Source organism: Pedobacter yulinensis (assembly GCF_003029735.1).
GTDB lineage: Bacteria > Bacteroidota > Bacteroidia > Sphingobacteriales > Sphingobacteriaceae > Pedobacter > Pedobacter yulinensis.
This window is the reverse complement of sequence record NZ_KZ686268.1, coordinates 898262-923255: the sequence shown is the minus strand read 5'-3', so window position 1 is coordinate 923255 and position 24994 is coordinate 898262. Positions and strand designations below refer to the sequence as shown.

Here is a 24994-nt window from a genome sequence, read left to right as displayed (position 1 = left end):
ATTATGGCTTTTCTCAAACGACCCGACGCCGCCCGGGTAAAGGCACAGTTTGCCAGGCAGCTGCTTCACGCGGTTCAGGATACTGAAAAAGACGACCACAAAACCATGGAGACCTGGTTTAGCCGGCTGCATCTCTTTTACGGCGTGCCCTTCAACTACCTGGTGCCCGACGAGCGCATGCTGCCGCAAGAGTCGCTGCGCTTTTTCCAGGTAGACAGCAATTGGATGGAGGCCCTGATAGACGGGACTTTCAGCATTGGTTCCAGCAAACCTTCGTCTGATTCTGTTCTGCTTGGACACAGCATCGCCATCCGCCAGCAGGCGAAAGAAAAAATTGCCAGTGTGCGCGCCAACATTTTGAGTAAAGCAAAGGGACCCGCAGCAGAAAAAGCCAAAAAGCTCCTGCAAACCTACGTGGCGGCGCCTCCCGGGCCGGTAAGCGGCTTCCTGCTGCGATCAATGGTCATTACCGGCTGGCCAGGCATACAGGTTCACGGATTTTCTGACGCAGCAGGCAGCACGCCGATCCCAATTCTGCGCATGGAAAAGCTGTCTTCCTCCCTTTTATTTGTGTTGTTTGATGGTGTGGTCCAGTCTGTCAATTTCCAGGAGCCTTCTGAAGGCGTACACTTCGGCGTAACGCCAGACACCAGCCCCCCCACTACCGAACTCCGGTATGCGCAAACCGGCGCAGGCGTGACGAGCGGGCAGCTGATTCCTGACCAGGAAAAATATGCAGTACCCATGCGCAGCACCAGCACGCTGAATGTACTCCGCGCCAACACGCTTGCCCAGCAGCTGATCAATCAGCCTACTGTCTGGCCGCCAGGCACCCAGGCTCCGTATCCCACCTTTACCGCGGCACAGTTTGCCCTTGAGTTGATCCAGGGTGTGCAAAGTGTTCAATTTTCCCTATCCGGTAACACCAAAAATAATCCCGAATGAATCTCCCCGGCCCTTCATTGATCGTTCCCATCGACCTACAGGCACTTTGTGTTGGCAGCGCTGATGTTGCCGCGCAGGCAACCGTGCTGTCTCCGGAAGCTGATTTTAGCTTGCTGCCTTACAGCAATTCAGGTTCCTGGGTCAACGCGTCGTCTTATACCAGCTCACGCGTCATGGCGGGCTCAGCTCCTTTCGACGGAGCCGTCCCTGCACAATACGGCATTCACCTGCACTGGGCGCTCCCCGACGGACTCACGCAAGCCAATCCGCCGCAGGACCAGCCCGATGCCGAATCGGTTTTCCCGCAGGTTCCCAATCGCTGGCTGCTTACCCGCATCATCCTTGACTCTGGCAACCCGGCGACACCGGTAACCACAACTGCCAGCTGGGTCATTGAAAGCGACCGCCTGATGGCGGTACAGGATGCTTCGCTGCCTCCGGCTTTTCCGCAGCCCACCGTTCCGCTTGATCCCGTGCCCGGCGGACAAAACTACAACTTCATCGGCCAGGCCTTCCCGCTTGCCAGCTGGGCAGAGTCGACAGCGCAGCGGCTGAGCCCTCTTACTGCAACCGGGTACGGAAGTACTGCCTTTGCGGCTTATTATCCAAATTCAAGTACCGTGTTCGGGTTTCTGGATAATTTTGAAGGCGTGACCTACAACGCGGCCAGTTCAACCGTACACTATCAGGTGGCAGGCTGGTATAGTGATCCTACAAATGACCCCCTGAACGGTCAGCAAACTGATCCCGCAGCCAATCCCTATGGCTGGACATTTACGGCCGGAACAAACCCGCAGAGCATCGTTTGCAATGGCATCATTACCGGCATTACCTGGAACCCCGAGACCGCGTACCTGAGCACAAAAACCAACCCGCTTACTGCTGCCCTGGGCAACGATTCGCCCGAGGCCTTTGCAGCGCTGCTGGCCAATATAAACGGCAATAAAACGGCCTATCCAAATGCCGAGCTCCTGCTCAACCTGCTGCAGTTTAATTACCTGTCTAAACTGGGCCAGATCCCCGATGCCCTTCAAAGCTTCGAGGAAACACTGCACAAAGCTTCTTTTGCGCCCTTCAGGTCGGGTTCCCGCTGGCGTATACTTAGCAACAACCCGGCAAAGAAAGAACTGCATAAAAAGATTGCGGGTTTCCGCGAACCGCTCCAGGCCCTCAACCAGTTGCAGCAGGCTGCAGATGAGCAGTTGCTGTCCTTGAACGCCGAAAGTGCACAGCTGTTTGCAGACTGGTATAAATACCTGGCACTGGCCTACGATAAGCCGGAGGGCATTCCTGCAAACCTGACCGTCAACGATGCGCAGCAGTTCGTGGCCAGCGCGGCGACACCGCTGGCGCAGGCTGTCTCGGCTTATGCGGCAACTTACCTGACGCCTCTGCAAACTGCCGAGGCCGCACTGTCAGCCAGTCTGCCCGGCGACCTTCGCCTGGTGCAAAGTGAGCCGGCAGCGCATTACTGGCAGGCCAACAACCCGGTGCTGATCCTGGCCGGGGCAGATGTTGTACCCCCAGCCCGGTACGGCAACGATGGCTCCGGGAACGACGACAATTTGCTGCCCTGCCGGCTTGACAGCGAACTCCTCACCGGCCTGGCCCTGCAGCCGGGTTTTGTAACCGGCAGTTCGGCTGCGGCACTTGTCATGGCGGGGTTGCCGGCGCTTGCAGCCCAACCTGCAGACGCGCCCGTCGTTTTACTTAACCAGCTTTTCCAGGAGGCATTTCTGCTGACACCAGCCCTTCAAAATACAGTGGCCGCCACCCTGGGCGGACAGGGAGGAGCCGGCAACCCGGCTACCCTGGACTTTGCAGGAACGGTGCAGGCCCTACAGGCCGGCCTGGTCCAACTCATGGCCGGACAGCCGCCCGCAAACGCCACGTACACCGGTCTGGTGCCAGACCCTTCCATGATCTTTCCGTATGCAGGCACGCCCTGGCTGCCGATCAGCATGCAGTACTCTGTTTTTTACCAGCCCGTTCAGTCTGTCGACACGGCAGGAGGGTCGCCCGTCCCCTATCCGCCGGCTTTTATCAACGAGCAGTTTGCCTGGGATAACGACACCATCGAGCTTCAATACCAGGGCACAGGCCTGCAGGCCGGCGCAACTTATACCGGCTCAGTTACCCTGACGCCAAATGCAAGGCAAGACCTGGCCTTTTCCATCCAGCATTACCTGGGCAATGCACCCCACAGTGCAGATAGTACCGAACTCCAGGCCTTACTCACTGAAGTACAGCAGCTGCCCCAGCTGGCACAGGGCATGAGTGGATTTCTCGACTCCATGGCCATGTCTCAGCAAGTTCTGCAGATGCCCGTTTGGGACCCGCTGGCCAATTCCATCATGCAAACCAATTTTGTTAAACCTGTTGCTCAAGCCGTGAACGGCCAGAACTTCGTGGCTCCGCAGCCAGGCCTGCAGTTTAACCCGATACGCAGCGGCGGATTGGAGATTACGCAGATCAGGCTTGTCGACGCTTTCGGTCAATACAAAGACTACCTGAACCCCACGGTTTTCGTCGGGCAAACGCTCCTGCCCCCGCCGGCACTGACAGCTTCCGGGGTGCAGGCTTTCCTGCCGCCGCGCATTACACAACCGGCCCGCCTTGACATTTCCTGGCTGCCCGCCGACGGGGAAGACAGCCACTCGCCACTTATTGGCTGGGTTTTGCCCAACCGGCTGGACAACAGCGTTTTTATATACGACGCTTCAGGTGATGCCATTGGCGAGCTGATGCAACCTCCCGGCACCAACGAGGTGATCTTCATGCCTGCAGCCGGCAGTTCAAACCCGCCGGGCACCACGTTCGCAAACGCACTTACCGGCCTAAACAGCCAGCTGGCCTCGGTCATGACCGCACTTTACAACAATGGCGATTCCAGTTACCTGTCACCCTTCCTGGCTGCCGTAAACCAGGCACTTGGCATGATTTTACCGCCAAAAACATCAGATGACCAGGCCAGCGCACTGCTGATCGGCCAGCCGCTGGTCCTGGCCAACATCGCCATGCAGCTGGACCTGTTGGGTAGGCCGGTCACAGACCAGTCCTGGTATGGTTTTGCAGAGGCCATTAACGGCGGTACGCGAACAGACGGCGGTCTATCGACCGTGCAGTTCCCGGTCCAGTTGGGCGACCTGCTGCAGCTGAATGACGGTCTGGTCGGATTCTGGCCAGGAAACGGTCAAACCTCAGACCTGAGCACTTTTTACAGCCCGGGCGCCCAGGAGACTAGCGGGCCGGTCGTTGCACCGGTGCAAGACACGATCGTGATCACCCCTTCGCCTGCGGCAGATCCGCTCAATTTTCTGCTCTTGCTTGATCCACAAGCGCCGGTACACGCCACCACGGGCATCCTGCCGGTTAAAACGTTCAGCCTGGCACAGGAAACTTATTCGGGGGCACTCGCCAAATTGAAAGTAACGTTCCTGACAGCCCCCATACTCTCGGGAGCAAACGACGGCTCGGTTGCCCTCCCTATTCCAGATGAAACCCAGGGTACCTGGAACTGGATCTCGGTTCAGTCCGGAGCCTGGAACCCCATGGCACTCGAACAGCAAACATCGCAGCAGGCTACCCTGAATTACACACCGCAGCGCATCCTTGACGGCTGGCTGCAGCTCAGCAATTTCGAACCCGAAAAACCATAAGTCTATTCCCTATTTAAAACCAAACAGCTATGCCTTCCTCAACCAAACGCATTTTCGCCCTGAACGAGTCGGGGCAGTCGACCCTCAGTTTCAGCTGGCAGAACTACGACGGTGCCCAGGCCATTTACCTGACCGATTCAGCATCATTAAACAACATTACCATTACACTGACCAACAACACCGAGGGCACGGTTGGCTTCCCCGGCGGGCCGATATACTCGATGGAGGGCTCCGGATCGGCCGGCGTTATTTTTCTTCAGTTCCTGGACCAATATATTCCCGCGGCCGATGTAGCCGTTATGAGCTGGGACGGGCCGACAGATGGTGTAACATGGAGCGCTGCCACCTTTAAAGATTCCAATGGCCAATACCTGGCCATCGCACCGGAATCTGACGTGTATATCAGCTCGGGCAGCTCGGTCACCTTTACCCTCACCAATGTGATGACACCTGACGTCAGCAGCCCGGTAACCGGGGGAAAAGTAGCTTTCACCTACGAAGAGGTAACCGGTCTGCAGCAAAGTTATGGGGCCATACAATTGCCGGTACCACTGCTGAACCCGCCAAACAACGCCAACCAGAACCTGGATCCGCTTGTCGGCTTTGCCGAGACCGACCTGGTGTTCATCGGCACTGAACCGAACTCGCTCACCCTGTACATTACCAATACGCAATCGACGTCCATTACGCTCAACAACCCACCTACGGCACCGGTGTTTTCGGTAAGCTTCGCTTTTGGTACCGGTACAGGAGCGATCACAACGGTAGACAACAGCAATTTCTCCGTAAACATGGCCGGGGGAAATGCGAACAACTGGAAGGTCATCCCGAATACACTGGGGGGCAATCCATATTGGCAATTTGAGCCGCTGACCACGAATGTCCTCGGTACCGGCGTTAATTCGACCGCCGAGATCAGTATCGGCAACATTATTACACAACTCGAACCGGGCGTCTCGTCGGTGATTGTGGCATGGACCGGTATTCCAGGATACAACGACGGTGAACTCGCCGTAGACATGATCAAAGTCAACCCGATCATCATCAGTTCGCTTACCGCATCGCCTGCGGTCATCTCCAATCCAACAGGGCCTACGCCTGTAGCTATTGATTTTGAAGTGCTGAACTCGACGTTTATCGCCATTACCAATACGGGATTTGCCCAGCAGACCAACAGCGCAGATTACACCGGAAATGCGGTGGCGAATATTACAGGGACCACGACATTTACGCTGATAGCCAGCAACATTTACACCAGCCAGCAGGTCGCCCAGTCGGTGACGGCGACCGTAACACCGGACCTCTACAGCCTGCTCCCGCTTGGAACGGTGGTCATGTGGGCCGGGGGCATTAACAATGTCCCGGCAGGCTGGATGCTTTGCATGGGGCAGACTGTGCAGACCCCTGCCCCCGCCGGCTGGGCCGCAGGACCCGGAGTCACAGCACCTGCTTCCGGCTGGATTCTACCCGACCTTCGCGACCGCTTTGTTGTGGGTGCCGGTGGTACCGTGGCCCCGGCTACCGATTCGCAGGGCGGCCCCGATCAACATACCCATAACATTACAGTGAACCCGCAATCATTCCAAACAACAACAGACGGCACGCATAACCACTCTATGACCTTCAATACGACCGGTTGCATGAGCTCGGGCGATACCTCGCATTACACGCTCTATTATGGCATGAACAACGGTAAGGATTTAGGTTGCAACAACGGAACAAACTCGCAGAACACCTCGTCAGATGGCAGCCACAACCATAGCGTAACCGTAGGGTTCAGCAACGTGGTTTCTGCCACACAGAACGGGGGGATCAATCCACCCTGGTATTCACTGGCATTCATCATTAAGATTTTCTGATGAGAAGGACATCTACCGATTCTGCGCCGGTGTCCATTTCCGGAACCCATGCAGGAGCAGTCGCACAGCTTGTGGCGCATGCCTTCGGCCCGGGCTGGCGCATTTCAGGCTGGACCAAACTGAACCACAAAACAGAAGTCCGGGTACTGCGGCTTGGGCTTGCAGGCCCCCCGGGAGCCGAAACGAAGTCTGTCATCCTGAAATGTGCAGCGCGCTACCCGGTTTCAGGGCGATATCCTTCCGATTTCCTGGAAGAGCAGCTGAACTACCAGTACCTTTCCCGGCTCAGGCCCGGTTTTGAGCGTTTTCCCGCAAGCCTGGCCCAGCATCAGGGGCTGTTGCTCATGGAAGACCTTGGGCCCGATACCTATGGTTTTAACTCACTAGAAGAAATCGTAGACGCACTCGTCGGAACGCTGCACAACCTGCATGATAGCAGTTACGGCACCGAGCAGCTGTACCTGGAGCTGCGCGCTGCAGCCGGACTGGGGGACGACGAACGGCGGTACAGCGCCATGGGCTGCGCCCGCATGTTTCAAAAAGGCTGCGATCAACTTTCTGAGTTTTTTACGCTGCTTGGCCTGCGGCAGGAACAGCTGTTGAACCGCTCCCTGGCTGAAGCCGGCCGGCTAATCCTGAGCCCGGGACCTTTCTGGTCTTTCGTTCATGACGACCTGGCCGACCGGCGTCAGTCGGTCGTGCTGAATGGCACCATCAAGTTACTCGACTTTGAGCACGGCAAATTTTTCCATCGGCTCATTGATCTGGCCAAATTGCTGATGGGCAAGATCGAGCGCGACAATGATAAAAAAGCCATGATCTACCACCACCCGAATGTGCCGACCGGCATCGGAGAGGTCTATTACACACGCTGGGCTCAAAGTGCAGCTGCACCCGGCCGGTCTGAATTTACACATCATTTTGCTGCCGCCAACATTTTCCAGACCATGCTAATCATCGGCCGCCTCAGCGAACTGCAGGGTGCTGAGGTACTGTATTCGACGGCCGGAAACCTGAAAATGATCCTGCCAAGGCTTGTGCATCACCTGGAGCAGGGCGCTCCGGGCCATTTCCAGGAACTGAAAGCGCTGCTGGTTATGTTTTGCAGCCGGATCATGATTTAACCGCAGCAACATGGAGTATCGCGGCGTAATCTCTATCTTTCCTCAAAATTTACGCATGAAATTTCTGATCACGCTCCTTATCCTCTGCCTGCCAGACCTGGCTGGGGCACAGGACACCACCAAAATCAAACACGGCGCCCTGATGCTTTCTCAAGCCATGATGAAAGGCGATGTAGAAACGCTCGTGGCTCATACCTATCCCAGAGCGCTGGCCATGACCGGCGGGAAAGAGAAAGTCACTGCTGAAGTACAAAAATTTCTGAAGGAACTGGCCGCGCAGGGAATGTCTTTCAGAAGCGTTGAGTTCGGTAACGTCAGCAAAATTGTGAAAGCCGGGACGGAACTCCACTGCACCATCCCGCACACCATTTCGCTGACGGTTAAGGGCGGCTATGTTTCTGCCCGGTCTTCGATCATCGGCATCAGCGCCGATCAGGGAAAAACCTGGAAATATATTTCTGCCGGCAATATCCCCCTGGAAACGCTGAAAAAAGTGCTTCCAAACTTCAATCCTGAACTAAAGATCCAGCAGCAGACGGCGCCGGTTTTTCATCAGGACAAGGCGGGTACGACAAGTAACTGATCACCCGCCGCACATCAAACGAACCATTTCTGCCTTTGCCTTGCCTGAGTGTTATTCCTGCAGGTTGCTGCGGCTTTGCAGCCTGCATGAAGAAAAAAGTGTTTGCACCCCCTGACATACCGCTGTCACGCCGCTGCGCTATTTTTGTTATACCAAGAGAAAGAAACGCTTCAACCTAATTTTGAATGATATGAAAACTTCAAGCACACTCCGCGGACTGGCCACCTCCTGTTTTTATGCAGACGATCTTGCTGCTGCCCGCGCATGGTATGCCGAATTCTTAGGCGTTGATGCCTATTTCGCGTTTCCCCGTACCGGCGAGCCTGCTTATATCGAATTCCGGCTGGGCGATTACCAGCATGAACTCGGTTTTATCGATTCCCGGTATGCCCCCCAGGGCAAACGTGAGCCAGGCGGCGCGATAACCTATTGGCATGTAGACGACATTGAAGCAACATATGCCCGCCTGCTGGACCTCGGCGCCACTACTTTTGAACCCATTATGCCCAGATCTGACAGTGGTTTCATCACCGCTTCTGTCGTAGATCCGTTCGGCAACGTGCTGGGCATTATGTACAACCCGCATTACCTGGATATGCTTGCCGCAATACAAAGCGGTACTGCAGGTGCATAAAATACCTTCGGCGATGAACCCTGAACTTCACATCATTTATCCTGAGTCGGCCCTGGCCTGGCGTCAGTGGCTTAGCCAACACCATGAAACAAACCAGACGGTATGGGTTGCCTGTGCAAAAAAGCAGGCGTCTAAATACACACTGAATCATGCAGAGGCGGTGGCCGAGGCATTGTGTTTCGGCTGGATTGACGGCACAACGCGTTCGCTCAATGCTGAATATTTTATCCAGTCATTTACCAAACGTAAGTCTAAAAGCATGTGGTGCAGAGCCAACAAGGAAAAGGTTGCAGAGCTTACAGCGAACGGGCTCATGCAGCCCGCGGGGCTGGCTGCTGTGCATGCGGCTAAGAAGAATGGTTACTGGACCATCCTTGATGAGGTCGAGGCTTTAAAGATCCCGGCAGACCTGCGGCATGAACTTCACACAGACATGAGCGCAGAAGCGTTTTTTGACAAGCTTTCCAATTCTGATAAAAAAAGGCTGCTTACCTGGCTGGTACTTGCGAAAAGGCCGGAAACGCGCGCGCAGCGCATCCGGGAAATCGTGAGCTGTGCAGCTGCCGGACTAAAGCCCGGCTTGCTGGCCCGGTAACCGGCACGGCCCTAACTCGTTGGTTTGCAACATTAACGCAGGGAGTTTGGTTGGTCTGCGCTACTGCCTGGCCAGTGACAGCTCGTGCAGCAGGCAAATCAGGGGAACCCATTCCACGCGAATGCTTTTATAGGCCTTTTGGAGCAGGTTATGTACCGATTGTTTGTTGATCTGCATCAGGCTGGCAATTGCATCATAGTCCAGGTTTTCATAGTACCGGAGGTAAACAATTTCTTTCTGACGTGCAGGTAAGCGGTCGAGCAGCATTTTGATCTTCCTGGCGAGTTCGAGGTCTTCTGTATGGGCAATGATCTGTTCTTCAATGCTGTACTCAACCAAAAAATTGAAGTTTTCCTCTTCCAGGCTGGTTCTTTTATGCCACCTTCCCTGTTCCCGCAAGACCCGGTTGCGCAGCGCAATAAACAGGTAGCCTTTAACCGACCGGGGCAGGGGCAGGGATGAACGTTTGTTCCACAACTCCACGAAGAGTTCCTGCAAACAGTCTTTAACCAGGTCACGGTCCTGGCAAAACCGGCTGCCATAACCGAACAAGGACTTACTGAATGAGCGGATGAGCCCGTCAAAAGCTTCCGGCTGCCCATCACACAGGCCTTGCCACAGCGCCTGTTCCTGTACCATCCTTTCGTTTTTATCGAGACCCATTCCTTTTGTTTCCAATCTTACCGCCTTGACCAGGCATCACGATGATTATCAGCCAGAAGTAAATATATAGATAATCAGTTAAAGTCGGTACCCGCAAAAATGGCATCAGAGCCGAAACGCCTGGAAATCACCGTGTTTAATCGAAATTTTCTCTGGGCGAATAATAAATTAAGTGTTTAGTTATCAAGAACTTAAAGGTTTATTAAAATAAACCTAACGTGACGAGGGTAATTTTGGCCCGTCCATGTATCTTCAGTTTAGCACACACAGAAAACCAAACCGCTGTAGCTGACTGATGATTTTCCCGCAAAAAAGAATGCCGTTCCCGGCAGCCGCCTGCAAGCAGCGGCAACGGAGCATGAAAGCGTGCGCAGGCAAGTTTTCCGGAGGCCGTTCCGGAAGCATTCCGGGAAAATCATTGTCCGGCTGCAACCTGATAATTTAACACGACCCCGATGGACAAATATGACCAGTATGAACTGGATGATTTCCTGAACGACGAATCGTTCAGATTTTGGGTAATGGGATGGGACAAGGCGGCAGAAGCGCATTGGGATGCCTGGGCCGACAGCCATCCGGAAAAACGTACCATGATGAACCGCGCCAGGAACATCCTCCTCTCGCTCGAGGCACTGCCCGCTGTTGCTCCCCTTACCGACGAAGAGGTAGAAGAAATTGGGCGCAATACACGGCAGTGGCTGGCCGCACAACCACAGCAGCAACCCGTTAAAAAGCTGGTACACCAGCGCTGGTTCAGGCTTGCCGCCGCCCTCATTCTCATTTGTTCGCTGTTGTTTCTGTATCGAAGCGAAACCGGCGACAGGGAGAAATTATTCGATCTGGCCGCCGCCGAAATACCACCATCTGAAACGGGCTTGCCGGCAGGGCAAACCGCAGGCCGGGCCGCCCGCAAACAAGTGCCGGCTAGCCCGGAGCGAAAAGTGCACAACAAGGATGGTTTTACCACGCTTGTTATCGGTGCCGCTCAGCGTTCGGCAGTTACCCTGTCTGATGGGACGCGCGTCTGGCTGAATTCAGGTTCAAAACTGATCTACCCGGTCAGGTTTTCGGCCGGCAGCCGTGAGGTCTATCTGGAAGGCGATGCATACTTCGATGTAGCCCACAACCCTGCCCGTCCATTCCGGGTGCATGCAAAAAACATGAATATCCAGGTACTTGGCACTGAATTTTACGTGAGTGCCAATTCATCGGCCAGGCCTAATTACGCCGTACTGGTTCGCGGCAGCATTGCCTTCAGCGCCGGCAGCTGGCTGAACCGCATTGAGCAGCGGCTTACATCCGGCCAACAAATCGATTACAACCCTGAAACCAGCAAATTTTCAGTGACTGAGGTCGGTACTGCTGAATTCGAATCCTGGAAAAACGGCTTCGTTAACCTGAAAAGCGAATCGCTTGCTGATATCATCAGGCGTATTGAAAAATATTACAACCTGTCTATTTCTACAAACGGCCTGGACCTCTCTGGCGAAACCTTCTCGGGAAGGCTCGATTTCCAGAATAGTGCCGATGATGTGGTCAGATTTTTATGTGAGGGAACGCCTTATACGTACAACGAGGCAGAAAGGAGGTTGGAACGCAGGTAAGACCGACCTCATAAAAAAAGGAGATGCGGCAACATCTCCCCTAAACAATAACCATTCAAGCTATTATTTAAACTGAACAACAAAAATATGAAAAAACTTCATGTACATGATTCTCATGCACCCGATGGAACGCTCAAAACTAAACTTATCAGGATGATGAAGATAATGACCGCTTTAATGTGGCTGGGACTGATGAGTGCATATGCCGGTTCAAATGCCCAGATCCGCATGAACATCGACCTCACCGGCGGCAACCTGCCGGAACTGTTTCAAAAAATCCAGAAGCAGAGCAACTACCTAATCGTTTACAATGATGAGGTAATGAAACTCAATAAGGAAAAAGAAATCAATTTAAAACTTCAAGACAAAACCGTTGACGAAATTTTACGTACCGCATTAAGAGGAACAAATCTCACCCATCTGGTTTCAGGCAGGCAAATCCTGATCCTCACCAAAGAACGCCTGGCAAAGATGCAGGATACCCTGCTAACCATTCGCGGCCGCGTTTTCGACACACACGAACCACCGGCTGCCCTGCCGGGTGTAAGCATCCGGGTTAAAGGTACCATGCGCGGAACAACCACCGACGCAGACGGCTATTTTACGATCCAGGCCAAAAAAGACGAAGTCCTGGCATTCTCGATGGTCAGCTATACCGGCTTTGAACACACGGTTGTAAAAGCAGACAGGAGCCTGAACGTGTCCCTGAAAGAAAATGTTTCGGCACTAAATGAGGTGGTTGTTGTGGGCCTGAACGAACAGCAAAAGAAACACATTGCCAGTTCACTTTCTACGCTGAACGTTAAGTCGAACATTGAAGGCAAACCCATTACGACACTTTCGCAATCGCTGCAGGGCGGCGTTACGGGCATCAACGTTACACAAGGCTCGGGCTTGCCGGGCGGCGATGCGGCAACGATCAAAATTCGCGGCATCAGCACCCTTGGTAACTCCAACCCGCTGGTTCTGGTAGATGGGATTCCGATGGACATGAACCACATCGACCCGGTCACAGTAGAAAGCGTTACCGTACTGAAAGATGCGGCGGCAGCGGCCAGTTATGGGTCGCGCGGGGCGAACGGTGTAATCGTTGTGACCACCAAACGTGGTGTTGCCGGCAAGATGTCCATCATTTACGATGGTTACTACGGCGTGCAGCAGGCTACCGCCCTGCCGCAAACTGTCGATGCGCCCACTTATATGCGCATGTATAATGAGGCCAGCTTTAACAACAACCCGACCAACACCCTGCCATTTACGCAGGAGCAGATCGACAATACACGAAATGGCATGGACCCCATCGCCAACCCCGCCCTGGCCTTCGCCAATACCAACTGGCTGGACATGCTGATCGATGATGCCGCTCCAATCAGCAGCAACTCCCTCTCCCTGAGCGGCGGCAGCAACGTAGCCCGCTTTGCCTTAACAGGAAACTATACCTCGCAAAAAGGCATTATCCCGCTCAGCAACATGCGGCGGTATAACATCCGCGCAAACACCACCATCTCACTAAGCGAGAAATTCCAGGTAAACCTGGACTTCCTGGCCATTCGGCGGAATACACAGCAGCCCAACCGGCCCAGCGCTTCGGGCAACTCTGGCAACAGGATACTCGAAGACATGTACCGGGTACCGCCTACCATCGTGCCCAAATACCCCGAAAAAGGCGGACGGCTGTTTTATGGCCAGTACCTCGACGTTGTAAACCCCCTGGCTTATGCAGAAGCAGGCGGCACGCGCTCGCTCGAAGCCGGCCAGACCAGCATCAACCTCCAGCCCAAGTGGGAAATAATGAAAGGCCTGAACTTCCGGGGCCAGTTCAGTTTCAGGCTGAACAGCGATGTGAACCGCGATGTACGGGAAAACTTCAACCATTTTGACTACTATACCGGCAACCTGTTGCGCACCTGGGCGCTTCAGCGTGCCAATACAATGGGCAGAACGACCTATTATTACGTAGGCAGCACCCTTGACTATACCCTGAGCAAGAACAACCATCGGATCTTTGCCCTGGCCGGTTACTCGCAGGAAGAAACCAACAGCGGCGCCTTCGAGGTGTTCTCAATGGTTTCTGCCTATGCGAAGTTAAACTACTCGTACAAAGACCGGTACCTGCTGGAAGGCACCGTTCGCACCGACGGTTCTTCGCGCTTCGGGCCTGGCAAAAAATTCGGTGTCTTCCCCTCAGTAGCACTGGGATGGAACCTTCATAACGAAAATTTCCTGTCTGAGTCGAAGGTGATCAACAACTTCAAACTTCGCGCTTCGTATGGCAAGCTTGGTAACGACAACATCGGTCTGTACCGGTACCAGACGCTGATTAATAATGGCTCGGGCGTAGAAACTACTTACGGAAATCCGGACATTACCTGGGAATCTGTCAATATGCTCGATATCGGCATTGATCTAGGCCTGTTTAAAAACAACAAGGTCGAGTTCACGTTCGACTTTTACGACAAACGTACGAACGACATCATCCTGACTCCGGAACTGCCTATGGTAGGCGGCTTCGAATCTGAAGTGCCGGTCAATGCAGGTGTGGTATCAAACAAAGGCTGGGAAGCATCGATCAACTACAATGAGAAGATCGGCGAGAAGTTCAGCCTTTCTTTCAGACCCGGCGTAACTTATAACAAAAACGAGGTGCTCCAGCTGCAGGGCAGGTCTATCGTTACGGCGACAACCATTACCCAGGTCGGCTCGGCGGTAAACAGCGTGTATGGTTACCGCTCGAACGGGCTTCTGCAGCAAAACGACTTCGATGCGAACGGCCAGCCGCGAATCCCGGTGCTGCCCAATTCCAGACCCGGGGATATCCGTTATGTTGACCTGAATGGCGACAATGTGATCGGTGCCGAAGACCAGGGCTGGATCGGAAACGGCGTGCCTGAACTGACCTATTTTGCCAACCTGCGCCTGGCTTACGGCGGCTTTGACCTCGAGGCACTCTTTCAGGGCGTTGGTAAATCTGATGCGACGCTGTTTGGCATGTTTGCCCAGCCACTCGATTTCAGTGCAGACGGCGGCGTACCAACAACCTATTATGCCGACAATTACTGGACTCCGCAACGTACCGACGCCCGGTTCCCGCGCCTATCTGTAGCCCCCGCCAACAACAAGGTGTCGTCAGACTTCTGGTTCCAGAATGGCGCCTATGTACGGGTGAAATTCCTGCAGCTGGGTTACAACTTCCGCGCTGCGCTTGCCCGCAAGCTGGGTGTGGAAGGTGTCAGGGCCTATCTGAATGCGCAGAATCCATTTACGTTTACTTCGGTGAAGATCACCGACCCGGAAAGCAGAGGGTATCAATGGACCTACGGCCTGGTCAAAATGTATACAGTTGGTCTAAACGTTAAATTTTAATTCACCCCGACATGAAAAAGCTTTTTTACTTTACCTGTGCCGTTATTTGCTTGGCATTTGCCGGCTGTGAAAAGTTCCTGACCCATGATGACCCGACCAATATCAGCGACGACATCTGGTGGAATACCCAAACCGACGTCAATAACGCGCTGAACTCGGTGTATGCCGGCATTCCTGATGGCTCATCGGGCCGGCAGCTGATGTTCCTCGATGCGCTCAGCGACAATGCCGTGGCACGTCAAAGCACGCGCGGCGACTATGAAAGTTATGTTAAAGGTCTTCAAGCACCGAACTGGGGCGTAGGCACAGGTGTCTGGCGCGACGATTACCTCGACATCAGGCGGGCCAACCGTTTTCTGGAAAACGTAGACCGCGCCTATATACAGGATACCCAGCTCAAAAACCGGTTCGTGTATGAAGCACGCGCTTTAAGGGCCTACTACCACATGGAACTTGCCATGCTCTTTGGCGGGGTAACCATCATGACCAAGTCGACCACGCCGACCGACAGTTACCTGCCGAGAAATTCGGCCAAGGAAGTTTATGATTTTGTGGTTAAAGAACTGACCGATTGTGCAAGTAACGGCCACCTTCCCGACAAATACATTGACAATGTTGACCTGAAACGCATCTCTGCTGCCACATGCTGGGCGCTGATCTCCAGGTACGCCATGCATATGAAAGACTATGAGCTGGCAAAAACGTCTGCGAAGAAAATTATCGACATGAACATTTACAGCCTGCGCAGAAGTGCCACGCCGAGAACCAGTTATGCCGACCTGTTTTTGTATACCGGCGAAATTAACAATGAGCGGATCTTTTTCCGCGAAATTGGGAGCGGTGGCAACCAATGGCTTACGTTTGCACCACTTGGTACCGGCGGCAAAACGGTTGTTTCCCCGACTGCCTCGATCGTCAATGCATTTGAAACCAAACAGGGCAAAACGCTTGAAGAATTGGGCCCGGACTCGCTTGCCATCTACATGCGCGATCCGAATTACAAGAACAACCGTGACCCGAGAATGCTGGCTTCGATCATTCTTCCGGGCACGACCTATACCGGCGTTGTGCTCTCGCCTTTTGCACCAACTGGCCTGGACAAGCTTGGCGACCAGAACTCTACGCCCACCGGCTACTGGATCAACAAATACCTGGATCCAAAAGACAAAACCGGAACGAGGACGCTTGACTTCATGATCATCCGCTATGCAGAGATCCTCCTCAATTATGTTGAGTGCCTGATTGAACAGGGCGATCACAACAATCCTGACGTGGTGAAATACCTCAATGAGATCAGAAGCCGGGCAACCATGCCCAATGTCAACACGGCTGTTTACAATACGCAGGAAAAACTGCGCGAGCTGCTGCGGCGCGAGCGGCGGGTGGAACTGGCTTTTGAAGGGGTTCGTTACTATGACATCAGAAGGTGGGGAATCTTTGAGCAGGTCATGAACGGACAGGTGCTGGGCGCCGTTAATCCGGCCACCGGTCAGCCGGTCAATGTCGAAGTACGAAAAGCGAGTGCGAACCGTGACATATTGTGGCCGATTCCGCAGGCAGAAATGTTAGCCAATCCAAACATGACACAAAATCCGAATTACAATTAACACATTTGTACCGGAAAATGGAACCTGTAAGAGTGGGCAAATGCCCGCTCTTTTTTTTGGATCGTCCGACCGGGAAATTACATAAAATCGGGCAAGCCTTATTCCGTTACGAACGATCCTGCTTTTACCCGGCCATTGTTTGCCCGGCTCTCGTTTGCAGACGCATCGACTGCCCCTACGCTCAGAATAAGGATCCCCGAAATGACCATCAGGATTCCAAGGTTTCTGATCAGCACCTCCTGGCCAGCCGTAAACTGCTGCTGCTGCGCCGGCACGGAACGCCTCAGCCCGCGGATTCTTCGGCGCAACTGGATGCGTTTGATGGCCAGCAGTGTAATGACGATGCCGAATGCGGCTACAACAATGCCGGAGAGCTGGAGCTGCGTAAGGGGTTGAACGGTTTCTTGCATACATTAATCACAACGGCCACCCCTGAATTGTTTAAATAAATACGAATCTCATCAACATGGCCGAAACATATAGACCATACGATGAAACGCTTGCGCAAATGAAGGCCTGCACACAAGACTTTCATTGCCGGTAAACAAAAAAAGGAGGTGCAGGGCACCTCCGTAGTTAATTATTGCCAGACACCCTATCGCCTGTATGCACCAAGTTCAGCCAGGGCTGAAGCACTGCCATTTTTATAATCTGAGCGTACAATCACTTTGAAATACCTGAATGCGGCGGGCTCGAGCAACTCCAGGTATTGTTTGCCGCGCAGGTTCTCAAATGTATAGGCACCCAGCGACCGCCAGGTCAGGTTGTCAGAACTGACCTGGATTTCAACCAGTTTCACCGCACCGTCGAGCGGTTCACGCTGGTTGTAGGTCAGTCCGTTCACCGTATTGACCGTCTTCATGTCTATGGTGACGGGGTGCGGATAACTTTTGTTCTTGTCCATGTGCCAGATGGTATTGATGTTGTTGTCGAGCAGGTTTTGCGGTACCCTTCCCGTTGGGATATCATAGTCTTCAAGGCCGCCGGTCCAGCCCGTTCTGGTGTATTCAATGGGCGGTCCTGTCACTTTAACAGTTTGAGATGCGGTTGAAAAAATATCCAGCGAAAGGCTGTCGGGCGCGTACAGCGTTCTGTACTCGAACGTACCATACAGCGACATGCTGTAATTCTTTAACGTTGTCGTCATCGAGTCGGGCGGCACACGGACAGACAGACGCGTACCGGATTTGTCCCGATAGCTGATTTCTGCGGCGATTGCGGTTTGATCGGCGATCCCCCAGCTTACAGTTACCTTTTCCTTGTCGAAAACAGCTTGTTTCACAGGCCGGCCCAGCAAAGTATTTACATAGGTATCGCCATAGACTCTGCCGACAACGTTCTTGCTGACCGAGCGGTTATTTTTGTTATCGAACATGAGGATATCGAATGAATAAGTGCCTTCTTTCATATTGTCAAACATCAGCTCCATGAGGTCTGAGCCAGCGGCCAGCTTTACAGGCACCACCAGGGAATCACTTTTGTTATTCCAGTAGACTTTTGCAAGCGTTGCAGAGGGGTCCGATAACCTCCAGGTCATTTTCATTCGCTTGTTACCGGGGTATATTTTAACCGAGTCGGGTGTGCCTACATACGTTATCGAGCCTTTTATGAAACCCACGTGCGTATCTTCCATTTTACTGCAGGCGAAAACCGCGCAACTTAATAAGATCAGGACCAGGCAACGACCGGGGCCTTGCTTTAGCAGGTATTGCATTATTTTAATGTTAAACATGTGAATTATTGTTTGTTGCCCCAGAAAGTCAGTTCGTTCAGATAAATATGGTCAAGCAGGCCCCAGACCCGTTTGGTTTTCCACCTGATGTACCTGTATTTAGGCGTGCCCACAGGTACATCGAATTCTTCGCCATTTACAACTGCAAACTGAAAGTCTTCGCTGGTTACGGTCCCGGCAGGCGATCCCGAGGGTTTAATAGACTCAAATTCTCCGATCAGCTCCCAGCTGTCCCAGGTTCCGTTTGCATTGGGTGCATTGCTGCCGTAGAGTTCGAAAGAACGCGGATCGCCGCCAGCATAGGCGCCGTCACTGCTCTGCTGACCGGCCCCAAGGCGGTGGTACATTTTAAACCGGCTCAATGCGACGCTCTCACCAAGGTCGAAAGTAAACCATTGCGGCAGCCCGGTGCCTGGCTTGGTATGGAAGACGGTGCCGCCATTCCAGGTATTGTCCCATAAGCTCGCCATGCCCGGCCCGTTAATGTGCTGGACGTAGGTATCTGTAGGCAGCCTGAGCTCTTTAAACCTGGTCTTGTCGAGCAGCTGCTCAAGTAGCGGTGTTGCTTCAAAATACAGCGTGTCTGAATAGTTGCTCCAGCGGTCGCGCAAGTAAACGGCAAACTTTTGCCTGGCCGGCTGAAAACCGCGGGCATTGACCGACCCTTCTTTACGTTTGGTGTAAAAAGTCTCTGCCGGAACAAAGCCGCCGAGATCATCCTGTTTAAGGAGGTTGATGACGATATCTGCTTCGGAGGTGTTGGAGAAAAGAACCCGCACCCCGCCAAAAATCGATTCGTATTTCAACGATTCAAAGATGCTTACAATGGGAGGCGTGAGCGGTTTGAATTTAATGACCACAGGCGCAGAGGCATTTTCCCCACGGCTTACCGCATACAGGCTTACTTCATGCTCATTCGTGTCGGCAAAGCCATCAATCGTGATCACGTTTTTATAGTAGGTCGCTTTAACTTCCCGTTGTTCTCCCGGCCTGATGGCATACACTGCTTTTACATACAACATATTTTCAGGACGTGTATAGGTAATGCTTGCGCCACCGGGCAGGCTTTTTACGCTGACGTTACTCACAGGGCCCGGTGCAGCGTCGTCTTTATCAAAGGGCTCAACCTTGCTTTCCTTACAGCCGAGAAAGAAAAGCAGCAGCATTCCGCCCATTATGTATTTTCTTATTGCATTCATCATTTTTGTTTGATTGGGGTATTTACCATCCTGGGTTTTGGTTCATTCGTTTATTACTCAGCAGCTCGCTTTCAGGGATTGGCCAGAAGTAATCGCGCGTGGTAAAGGCCTGGTTAAAGATGACCTTCTCCCGGTAATAAGAGGCGGCATCATCCTGTACCAGGTCCCAGCCGGTGATGGGTTTATTCAGCTCGTTGACAGCTTCTTTCCAACGGCGAAGGTCCCAAAAGCGCTGTCCCTCAAATGCGAGTTCGATCAGTCGTTCGGTCCGGATGATCTCGCGCATGCCTTCTCGGGTGGTGTATTTAGTGGGGTTTCTTGAGTATCCTGACCAGGAAAGCTCAACCGAGGCCAGTCCTGCCCGCTCGCGCACCATGTTAATGTATTTCATTACGTTCGCATTTGGGCCGCTTACCTCGTTTTCTGCTTCGGCATAAAGCAGGTAAATGCTGGCCAGGCGGATCATTGGCCAGGGGTACCGCTGTACAGTATACGCGGTCGCATCGATGACGTTGTTGAAGTTGACAAGTTTCTTAGCCCAATAGCCTGTAACCGAATAACTCGCCTCGTTTTGAGCCGAGGCCGGCTGTCCCTTTTTGCTTGATACAAAAAACAGATTGGCTGAGTCGTCAAATACACCCTGTCCGTACCAGATACCGCCATCAAAGCCGAGGTCGGCATAGTAGCGGGGCTCGCGGTCAAAGTTCAGCGAGGCCGTTACATAACCTTCCTGCAGGTAGCGCCTGTAAGGTGCGGTTACACTCCGCAGCCTGAAACGCCCTGCGTAGTCATATTCTTTATCCTCCCGTATCGGAACGCCGTTTTTGCTGTAGAACATCTCGGCAATCTTAAGCGGGGGCGCAATATTACCGATCGTCTGATTATTTGACGTTCGGGCGGGGTCAAGACCGCGCGGTGTAGCCTGGTTCTGGATCGAGCCTGCCAGGCTGTTCGTGCTTCCCCAGATAATTTCGCTGTTCCATTTATCGCACACCGCGTTACGAATGTTCATCTGGATGCGGGTGGTGTCTGAAATCTTATACTGGAAGAACGCCGGATTGAAGGTGTACAGTTTATGTCCTTTTGATTCTGCAAATTCCAGCGCCGCCTTGGCCGCATCGCGTGCCCTGACCCATTTCTTTTCGTCATAAACCGGATTGAACAGGGCATTCCCTTCAGGGTCCCTGAAACCAGTATAATCAGCGTTCCCGTTAAAAAGCGGGCTGGCAGCGGTAACGAGCAGCTCTGCCTTTACGGCGAGCGCAATGGCTTTGGTTACACGGCCAAGCTCATTCACCTCGTTGTCAATCTGTTCAGGCAGATTGGGAATGGCTTCATCCAGCAGTGCCGTCATGTAGTTGACACAATCATCGACTGGTGAGCGCAGGGGATAGACCTCTTCAACGCCTGCGTTAACGGGCACGTTCACTTTGACCAATGCGATGGGCCCATACATACGGAAAACGTAATAATGGTAGTAGGCCTTTAAAAACTTGACTTCCGCAATCCACCTGTTCCGCTCGTATTCGGTAAGATCAGGCACCTTGCCTACATTGTCGAGAAAAACGTTACACTCCCGGATGCCTTCGTACAGATCTTTGCCCCCATTGTTTCCCTGCCAGTAGTTCATGTACGAATTGGATTTATTTTGCCCGCCGCGGGCAATTCTCCAGCCCAGAGAGGTGTGTGTAGCAGGCAGCCAGAACTCATCACCGGCGGTATGTGCCACGTTTGATTCGAATGCGCCAAGCGCGGGGAGGTAATTGTAACAGGTGAACAGGTAACGTTCTGCGGTACTGCGCAAACGGAACGCGTAATCGATCGTAGCTACGTTATCGGGTGTAATGTCCAGAAATTTCTTGCAGGCCATAAATGGCGTGCTCAGAATAAGGATGTATAATATTTTTTTCAGTTTCATATCCTTGAATTAAAAAGAAGCCAACAGGCCGAGGTTAAACACGCGCTGAACAGGGTAGCCCAATCCGTTTCCGGCCATTTCGATATCCCAGAGATTAAAGCTGCTCCATGACAGCAGGTTGGTGGCACTTGTGTAGACCCTGAACTTTTTCATACTCAGCCGGCTGGTCCATTTTTGTGGCAGCGTATAGCCGATCTCGACCTGCTTGAGGCGGAGAAAGGCACCATTGCGCATAAACCAGGTGCTGGTCTGGGTATTATTTACGTTGCCGGCATCGGTAGTCGTCAACCTTGGCCACAACGCATACGAGTTTTGTACTTCTTCAGACCAGTGGTTGTTGGCATACGCCAGCAGCAACTGGTTCTGCGGCTTGCCTGCCAGTGTTTCGCCTGAGTAGGTATAATTGATGAAAGGTGCGGTGGCATTGGCATTGATCCAGAATGATTCGCGGGCAAGGCCCTGGAAAAAGCTTGAAAAGTCAAATCCCTTAAACCCGAATGAAAATCCGAACCCGTATGTTATCTCGGGCGTCGTTGGGAATCCGATCGGCACTTCATCTAATATGGTGATGGCGCCGTCTCCGTTTACATCATAGAACTTGATATCCCCGCCCCGGTATTCGCCAAACTGTCGCGGCGACCGCAGCGCCTCTTCATCGTCAATAAATAGCCGCTCGGCGATGTAGCCATAATTCTGACTAATGGGCATGTTCTGCCGCCGTTTCCAGGGCGCCTCATCGTAAAACGGCTCTTCATACTTTAGAAATTTGCTGGTGGCATACGTAAAGTTGCTCATGGCCTGCACCCAAAGCCCGCTCGAAAAAGAGTGGTTGTAATTAAAAGAGAAATCAAGGCCCTTGCCTTCGGCTTCGCCGATGTTTGCCTGCGGACGTGCCTGCAAACCCATTGTTGCCGGCGTGGCATTCCTGACCATCAGGATGCCGTTGCGTTGCTCCCTGAACACATCCAGTTGAATGCTGTAGTCCCGAAACAGGTCGAGTTCGAGCGCCAGGTTCGTTTTCCGGGCCGTTTCCCAGGTAATGTCGTTGTTGGCATAGCGCGAAAGAGAAATGCCGTTTTTGCTGTTCCCGTTGTCACGGCCAAAGACGGCGCCACGGCCACTGTCGTTCATGTTTACATTGGAAAGATAAAGAAAGCGGTCGGTAGGCGAACCGATGGCGTCGTTGCCTGAAAGGCCATATGTGGCGCGGAGCTTGAAGCGGGTAGCAAAGCTTTTTAAGGGTTCCCACCACTTTTCATTCGAAACGTTCCAGGCTACGCCTGCAGAAGGAAACAACCCCCAACGGTTGGTCTCATAAAAACGCTCTGAACCATTGTAACCAAAATTGACCTCTGCATAATAACGGTTGTCATAGCCATAGGTTGCGCGTCCGGCGAGGCCCACATTCCTGAACGGCAGGGAAGACTGCAGGTCGGAAACATTGCCCGTCAGTTCGTTCCGCAGCATGAAGACAAACAGCCCGCTCAGCGAGTGTTTATTTCCCAGCATACGGTTGTAATTCAGTGAAGTTTGTACGTAAAACTTAGAGTTGACGATCCGGTCGCCGGGATTGTAGTCCAGGTATTCTGTTCCCGTCAGCTCATTCAGTAGCTGGGCTTTGTAGGTATTGCTGAGCCGGTCATATGATCCGGCCTGGTACCAGAATGGGCTGTAAGACCGCCTTACATCGAACATGGTATTTCGCATGACGTTAAGCAAAGCTTGCAGGCTAAGGCCCTGGGTCAGGAAATTCAGGTCTTGTTTGGCTTCAAACTGCGCAGACATCATGGACCTTGAATAGTTTTTGTATCCTTTTACCAGGTCAGCGTAAGGGTTTAGCAGAAACTGACCACTGCCGTCGTCATAATTGCCGAACATGATGTGTTTGACATGCGCATTTTCGGCTTGCGCCGGGTAATAGGCCGGAAAAAGCACGGGGTTCGTGCGCATAACCTTCCGGTAAATGTCAGCGCCATCTGTGAGCGGGCCGGAATAGTCATCGAAGTTACCGCTCATCCTGATCGTAACCTCTGTGCCTTTGGCCAGATTCACGTTTACGTTCGATCTCAGCGTGTAACTTTTCAGGTTGATGTTGCTGTTGAAGTTATTGCGTTGGTCTACATTGAGAATGCCATTGTCCTGGTTAATCGAACCCGCTACATAGTACCGGGCTACACCGCCGCCGCCCGTTATGTTGAGGTTGGCACGTTGGTTCATCGTATAGTCCTTAAAAAGCGCCGCACGCCAGTCGGTCGAGGGGTACATTTCCGGGTTGACACCGGCAATGGTGTTGTCAATCTTCTGCTCAGAATAAGGCGGTGCACCCAGCGGATCGCGCGTTAGCACCGCTTCGTTGTGCAGCCGCATATACGTGATCGGGTCGGCCAGTTCTACATTTTTTGTTGGTGCCGAGACCGAATTCTCAATGCGTGCGTCGATGGCTGCTTTTTGTGTTTTTCCTTCTTTCGTGCTGATCAGGATAACGCCGTTGGCCGCCCGGCTGCCGTAAAGGGAAGTGGCTGTTGCATCTTTCATGATGGAAAAGCTGGCAATGTCATCGGCCTGCAGCCTGGCCAGATCGGTGGTGGTCACCTCCACATTGTCGATCAGGATCAACGGGTCGCGTTTGTAGCCGAAAGTGGTTACGCCGCGGATAAAGAATTCTGCGTTGTCTGCACCTGGCTCACCGCTGCGCTGATAGGCGATGACGCCGGCCGCCCTGCCGGCCAGGGCAGTCGTGAGGTTACTGGAAGGCACCTTCAGGTCGGCAGGCTTGATGGACGTAACGGAGCCAACAAGGTCGGTTTTCTTTTGTTTGCCAAAAGCTACAACAACGACCTCGTCAAGGTCTTTTCCGGCTGATTTTAAAGTTACATCGATCACCGTTCTCCCGTTCAGCGGAATTTCCTGCGTTTTGTAACCCACCATAGAAAAAGTGAGTACACTGTTGACATTCGGAATATCAAGTACATACTTGCCGTTCAGATCGGTCGTGGTTCCCAGTTGTGTGCCTTTGATCGTTACCGAAACGCCAGGCAGTACATTTGCAGAATCGCGCACGGTGCCGCGAACATCAGCCCTGCGAAGCGCATTGGGAACAGGCTCGGGAACGCTCCGTTTTGGTTCCATGACAACAATCGTCTTGTTGTTAATTACGTAAGTGAGCGGCTGGTTAGAGAAGCACCGGTCAAGCACTTCTTTCACGGTAGCATCCTTAACCCGGATACTGACACGGTTTGCTTTCTTCAGCACATCTGAACTGATGACGAACCTGTACGGCGTCTGGTTGCTGATGTCGTCAAAGACCTCTTTAAGTGATACATTTTCTTTGCTCATGTCGATCTTCTGTGCATACGATGAGCCGTAGGTATGCATGAAGGTAAGGAGCAGAACGATCCAGGTTAGCTTCATTAAGACTAGGAATTTAAAGGCCATGCGGCGGCAACCCGCGCGAGGAGTTACATAAAATTTATACATTTGAAAGTCAGCTAGATTTATAATTGGTTATG

At 52.9% G+C, this 24994-nt stretch carries 16 protein-coding genes; 10 read left to right on the top strand and 6 right to left on the bottom strand.

What is annotated here, in order from left to right; genetic code table 11:
- Positions 1-3 precede the first annotated feature (3 nt).
- The 7 genes from C7T94_RS04105 (at position 4) to C7T94_RS04075 (ending at position 9399) form a co-directional block, all read left to right on the top strand.
- A complete protein-coding gene (locus tag C7T94_RS04105; RefSeq protein WP_107213859.1) occupies positions 4-945 on the top strand; it encodes a hypothetical protein in 942 nt (313 codons plus the stop codon).
- Positions 942-4604 (top strand): hypothetical protein, encoded by a 3663-nt coding sequence (locus tag C7T94_RS04100; protein WP_107213858.1) that lies wholly within the window; start codon positions 942-944, stop codon positions 4602-4604. The genes C7T94_RS04105 and C7T94_RS04100 overlap by 4 nt, the downstream gene beginning before the upstream one ends.
- A 29-nt stretch (positions 4605-4633) precedes the next feature.
- Positions 4634-6463: a phage tail protein gene (locus C7T94_RS04095; RefSeq protein WP_107213857.1), complete on the top strand. Its 1830-nt coding sequence runs from the start codon at positions 4634-4636 to the stop codon at positions 6461-6463.
- The gene (locus C7T94_RS04090) at positions 6463-7587 is read left to right on the top strand and encodes a hypothetical protein (protein WP_107213856.1); all 1125 of its coding nucleotides are present in this window, start codon (positions 6463-6465) and stop codon (positions 7585-7587) included. Before C7T94_RS04095 ends, C7T94_RS04090 begins: the two co-directional genes overlap by 1 nt.
- A gap of 55 nt (positions 7588-7642) precedes the next feature.
- On the top strand, positions 7643-8170 hold the full coding sequence (locus C7T94_RS04085) for a hypothetical protein (RefSeq protein ID WP_162618536.1): 528 nt from the start codon (positions 7643-7645) through the stop codon (positions 8168-8170).
- A gap of 190 nt (positions 8171-8360) precedes the next feature.
- Positions 8361-8804, top strand: a complete 444-nt coding sequence (locus C7T94_RS04080) for a VOC family protein (RefSeq protein WP_107214662.1) — start codon at positions 8361-8363, stop codon at positions 8802-8804.
- Between the two features lie 13 nt (positions 8805-8817).
- Positions 8818-9399: a YdeI/OmpD-associated family protein gene (locus C7T94_RS04075; protein ID WP_107213854.1), complete on the top strand. Its 582-nt coding sequence runs from the start codon at positions 8818-8820 to the stop codon at positions 9397-9399.
- Between the two features lie 60 nt (positions 9400-9459).
- Here the strand turns inward: C7T94_RS04075 and C7T94_RS04070 are convergent, their stop codons facing one another.
- Positions 9460-10062: an RNA polymerase sigma factor gene (locus tag C7T94_RS04070; RefSeq protein WP_107213853.1), complete on the bottom strand. Its 603-nt coding sequence runs from the start codon at positions 10060-10062 to the stop codon at positions 9460-9462.
- A gap of 455 nt (positions 10063-10517) precedes the next feature.
- Between C7T94_RS04070 and C7T94_RS04060 the strand changes: the two genes are divergently transcribed.
- From C7T94_RS04060 to C7T94_RS04050, 3 genes are all read left to right on the top strand, one after another.
- The gene (locus C7T94_RS04060; RefSeq protein WP_107213851.1) at positions 10518-11666 is read left to right on the top strand and encodes a FecR family protein; all 1149 of its coding nucleotides are present in this window, start codon (positions 10518-10520) and stop codon (positions 11664-11666) included.
- A gap of 87 nt (positions 11667-11753) precedes the next feature.
- Positions 11754-15029 carry a TonB-dependent receptor gene (locus tag C7T94_RS04055; protein WP_107213850.1) on the top strand — a complete coding sequence of 1092 codons (3276 nt, stop codon included), beginning with the start codon at positions 11754-11756 and terminating at the stop codon, positions 15027-15029.
- A gap of 11 nt (positions 15030-15040) precedes the next feature.
- Positions 15041-16636, top strand: coding sequence for a RagB/SusD family nutrient uptake outer membrane protein (locus tag C7T94_RS04050; protein WP_107213849.1), 1596 nt, complete (start codon positions 15041-15043; stop codon positions 16634-16636).
- Between the two features lie 98 nt (positions 16637-16734).
- Here C7T94_RS04050 and C7T94_RS04045 read toward each other — a convergent pair whose 3' ends face one another.
- The 5 genes from C7T94_RS04045 to C7T94_RS04025 all read right to left on the bottom strand — a co-directional run bounded on the left by C7T94_RS04045 (position 16735) and on the right by C7T94_RS04025 (position 24896).
- A complete protein-coding gene (locus tag C7T94_RS04045) occupies positions 16735-17046 on the bottom strand; it encodes a hypothetical protein (RefSeq protein ID WP_107213848.1) in 312 nt (103 codons plus the stop codon).
- A gap of 185 nt (positions 17047-17231) precedes the next feature.
- Positions 17232-18269 (bottom strand): DUF4998 domain-containing protein, encoded by a 1038-nt coding sequence (locus C7T94_RS04040; protein WP_162618535.1) that lies wholly within the window; start codon positions 18267-18269, stop codon positions 17232-17234.
- A gap of 104 nt (positions 18270-18373) precedes the next feature.
- Complete coding sequence (locus tag C7T94_RS04035; RefSeq protein ID WP_107213846.1) at positions 18374-19570, bottom strand: DUF5000 domain-containing lipoprotein; 1197 nt, start codon at positions 19568-19570, stop codon at positions 18374-18376.
- A gap of 19 nt (positions 19571-19589) precedes the next feature.
- Positions 19590-21485, bottom strand: coding sequence for a RagB/SusD family nutrient uptake outer membrane protein (locus C7T94_RS04030; protein WP_107213845.1), 1896 nt, complete (start codon positions 21483-21485; stop codon positions 19590-19592).
- Between the two features lie 9 nt (positions 21486-21494).
- Positions 21495-24896, bottom strand: coding sequence for a TonB-dependent receptor (locus C7T94_RS04025; protein WP_239494922.1), 3402 nt, complete (start codon positions 24894-24896; stop codon positions 21495-21497).
- Positions 24897-24994: the final 98 nt, after the last annotated feature.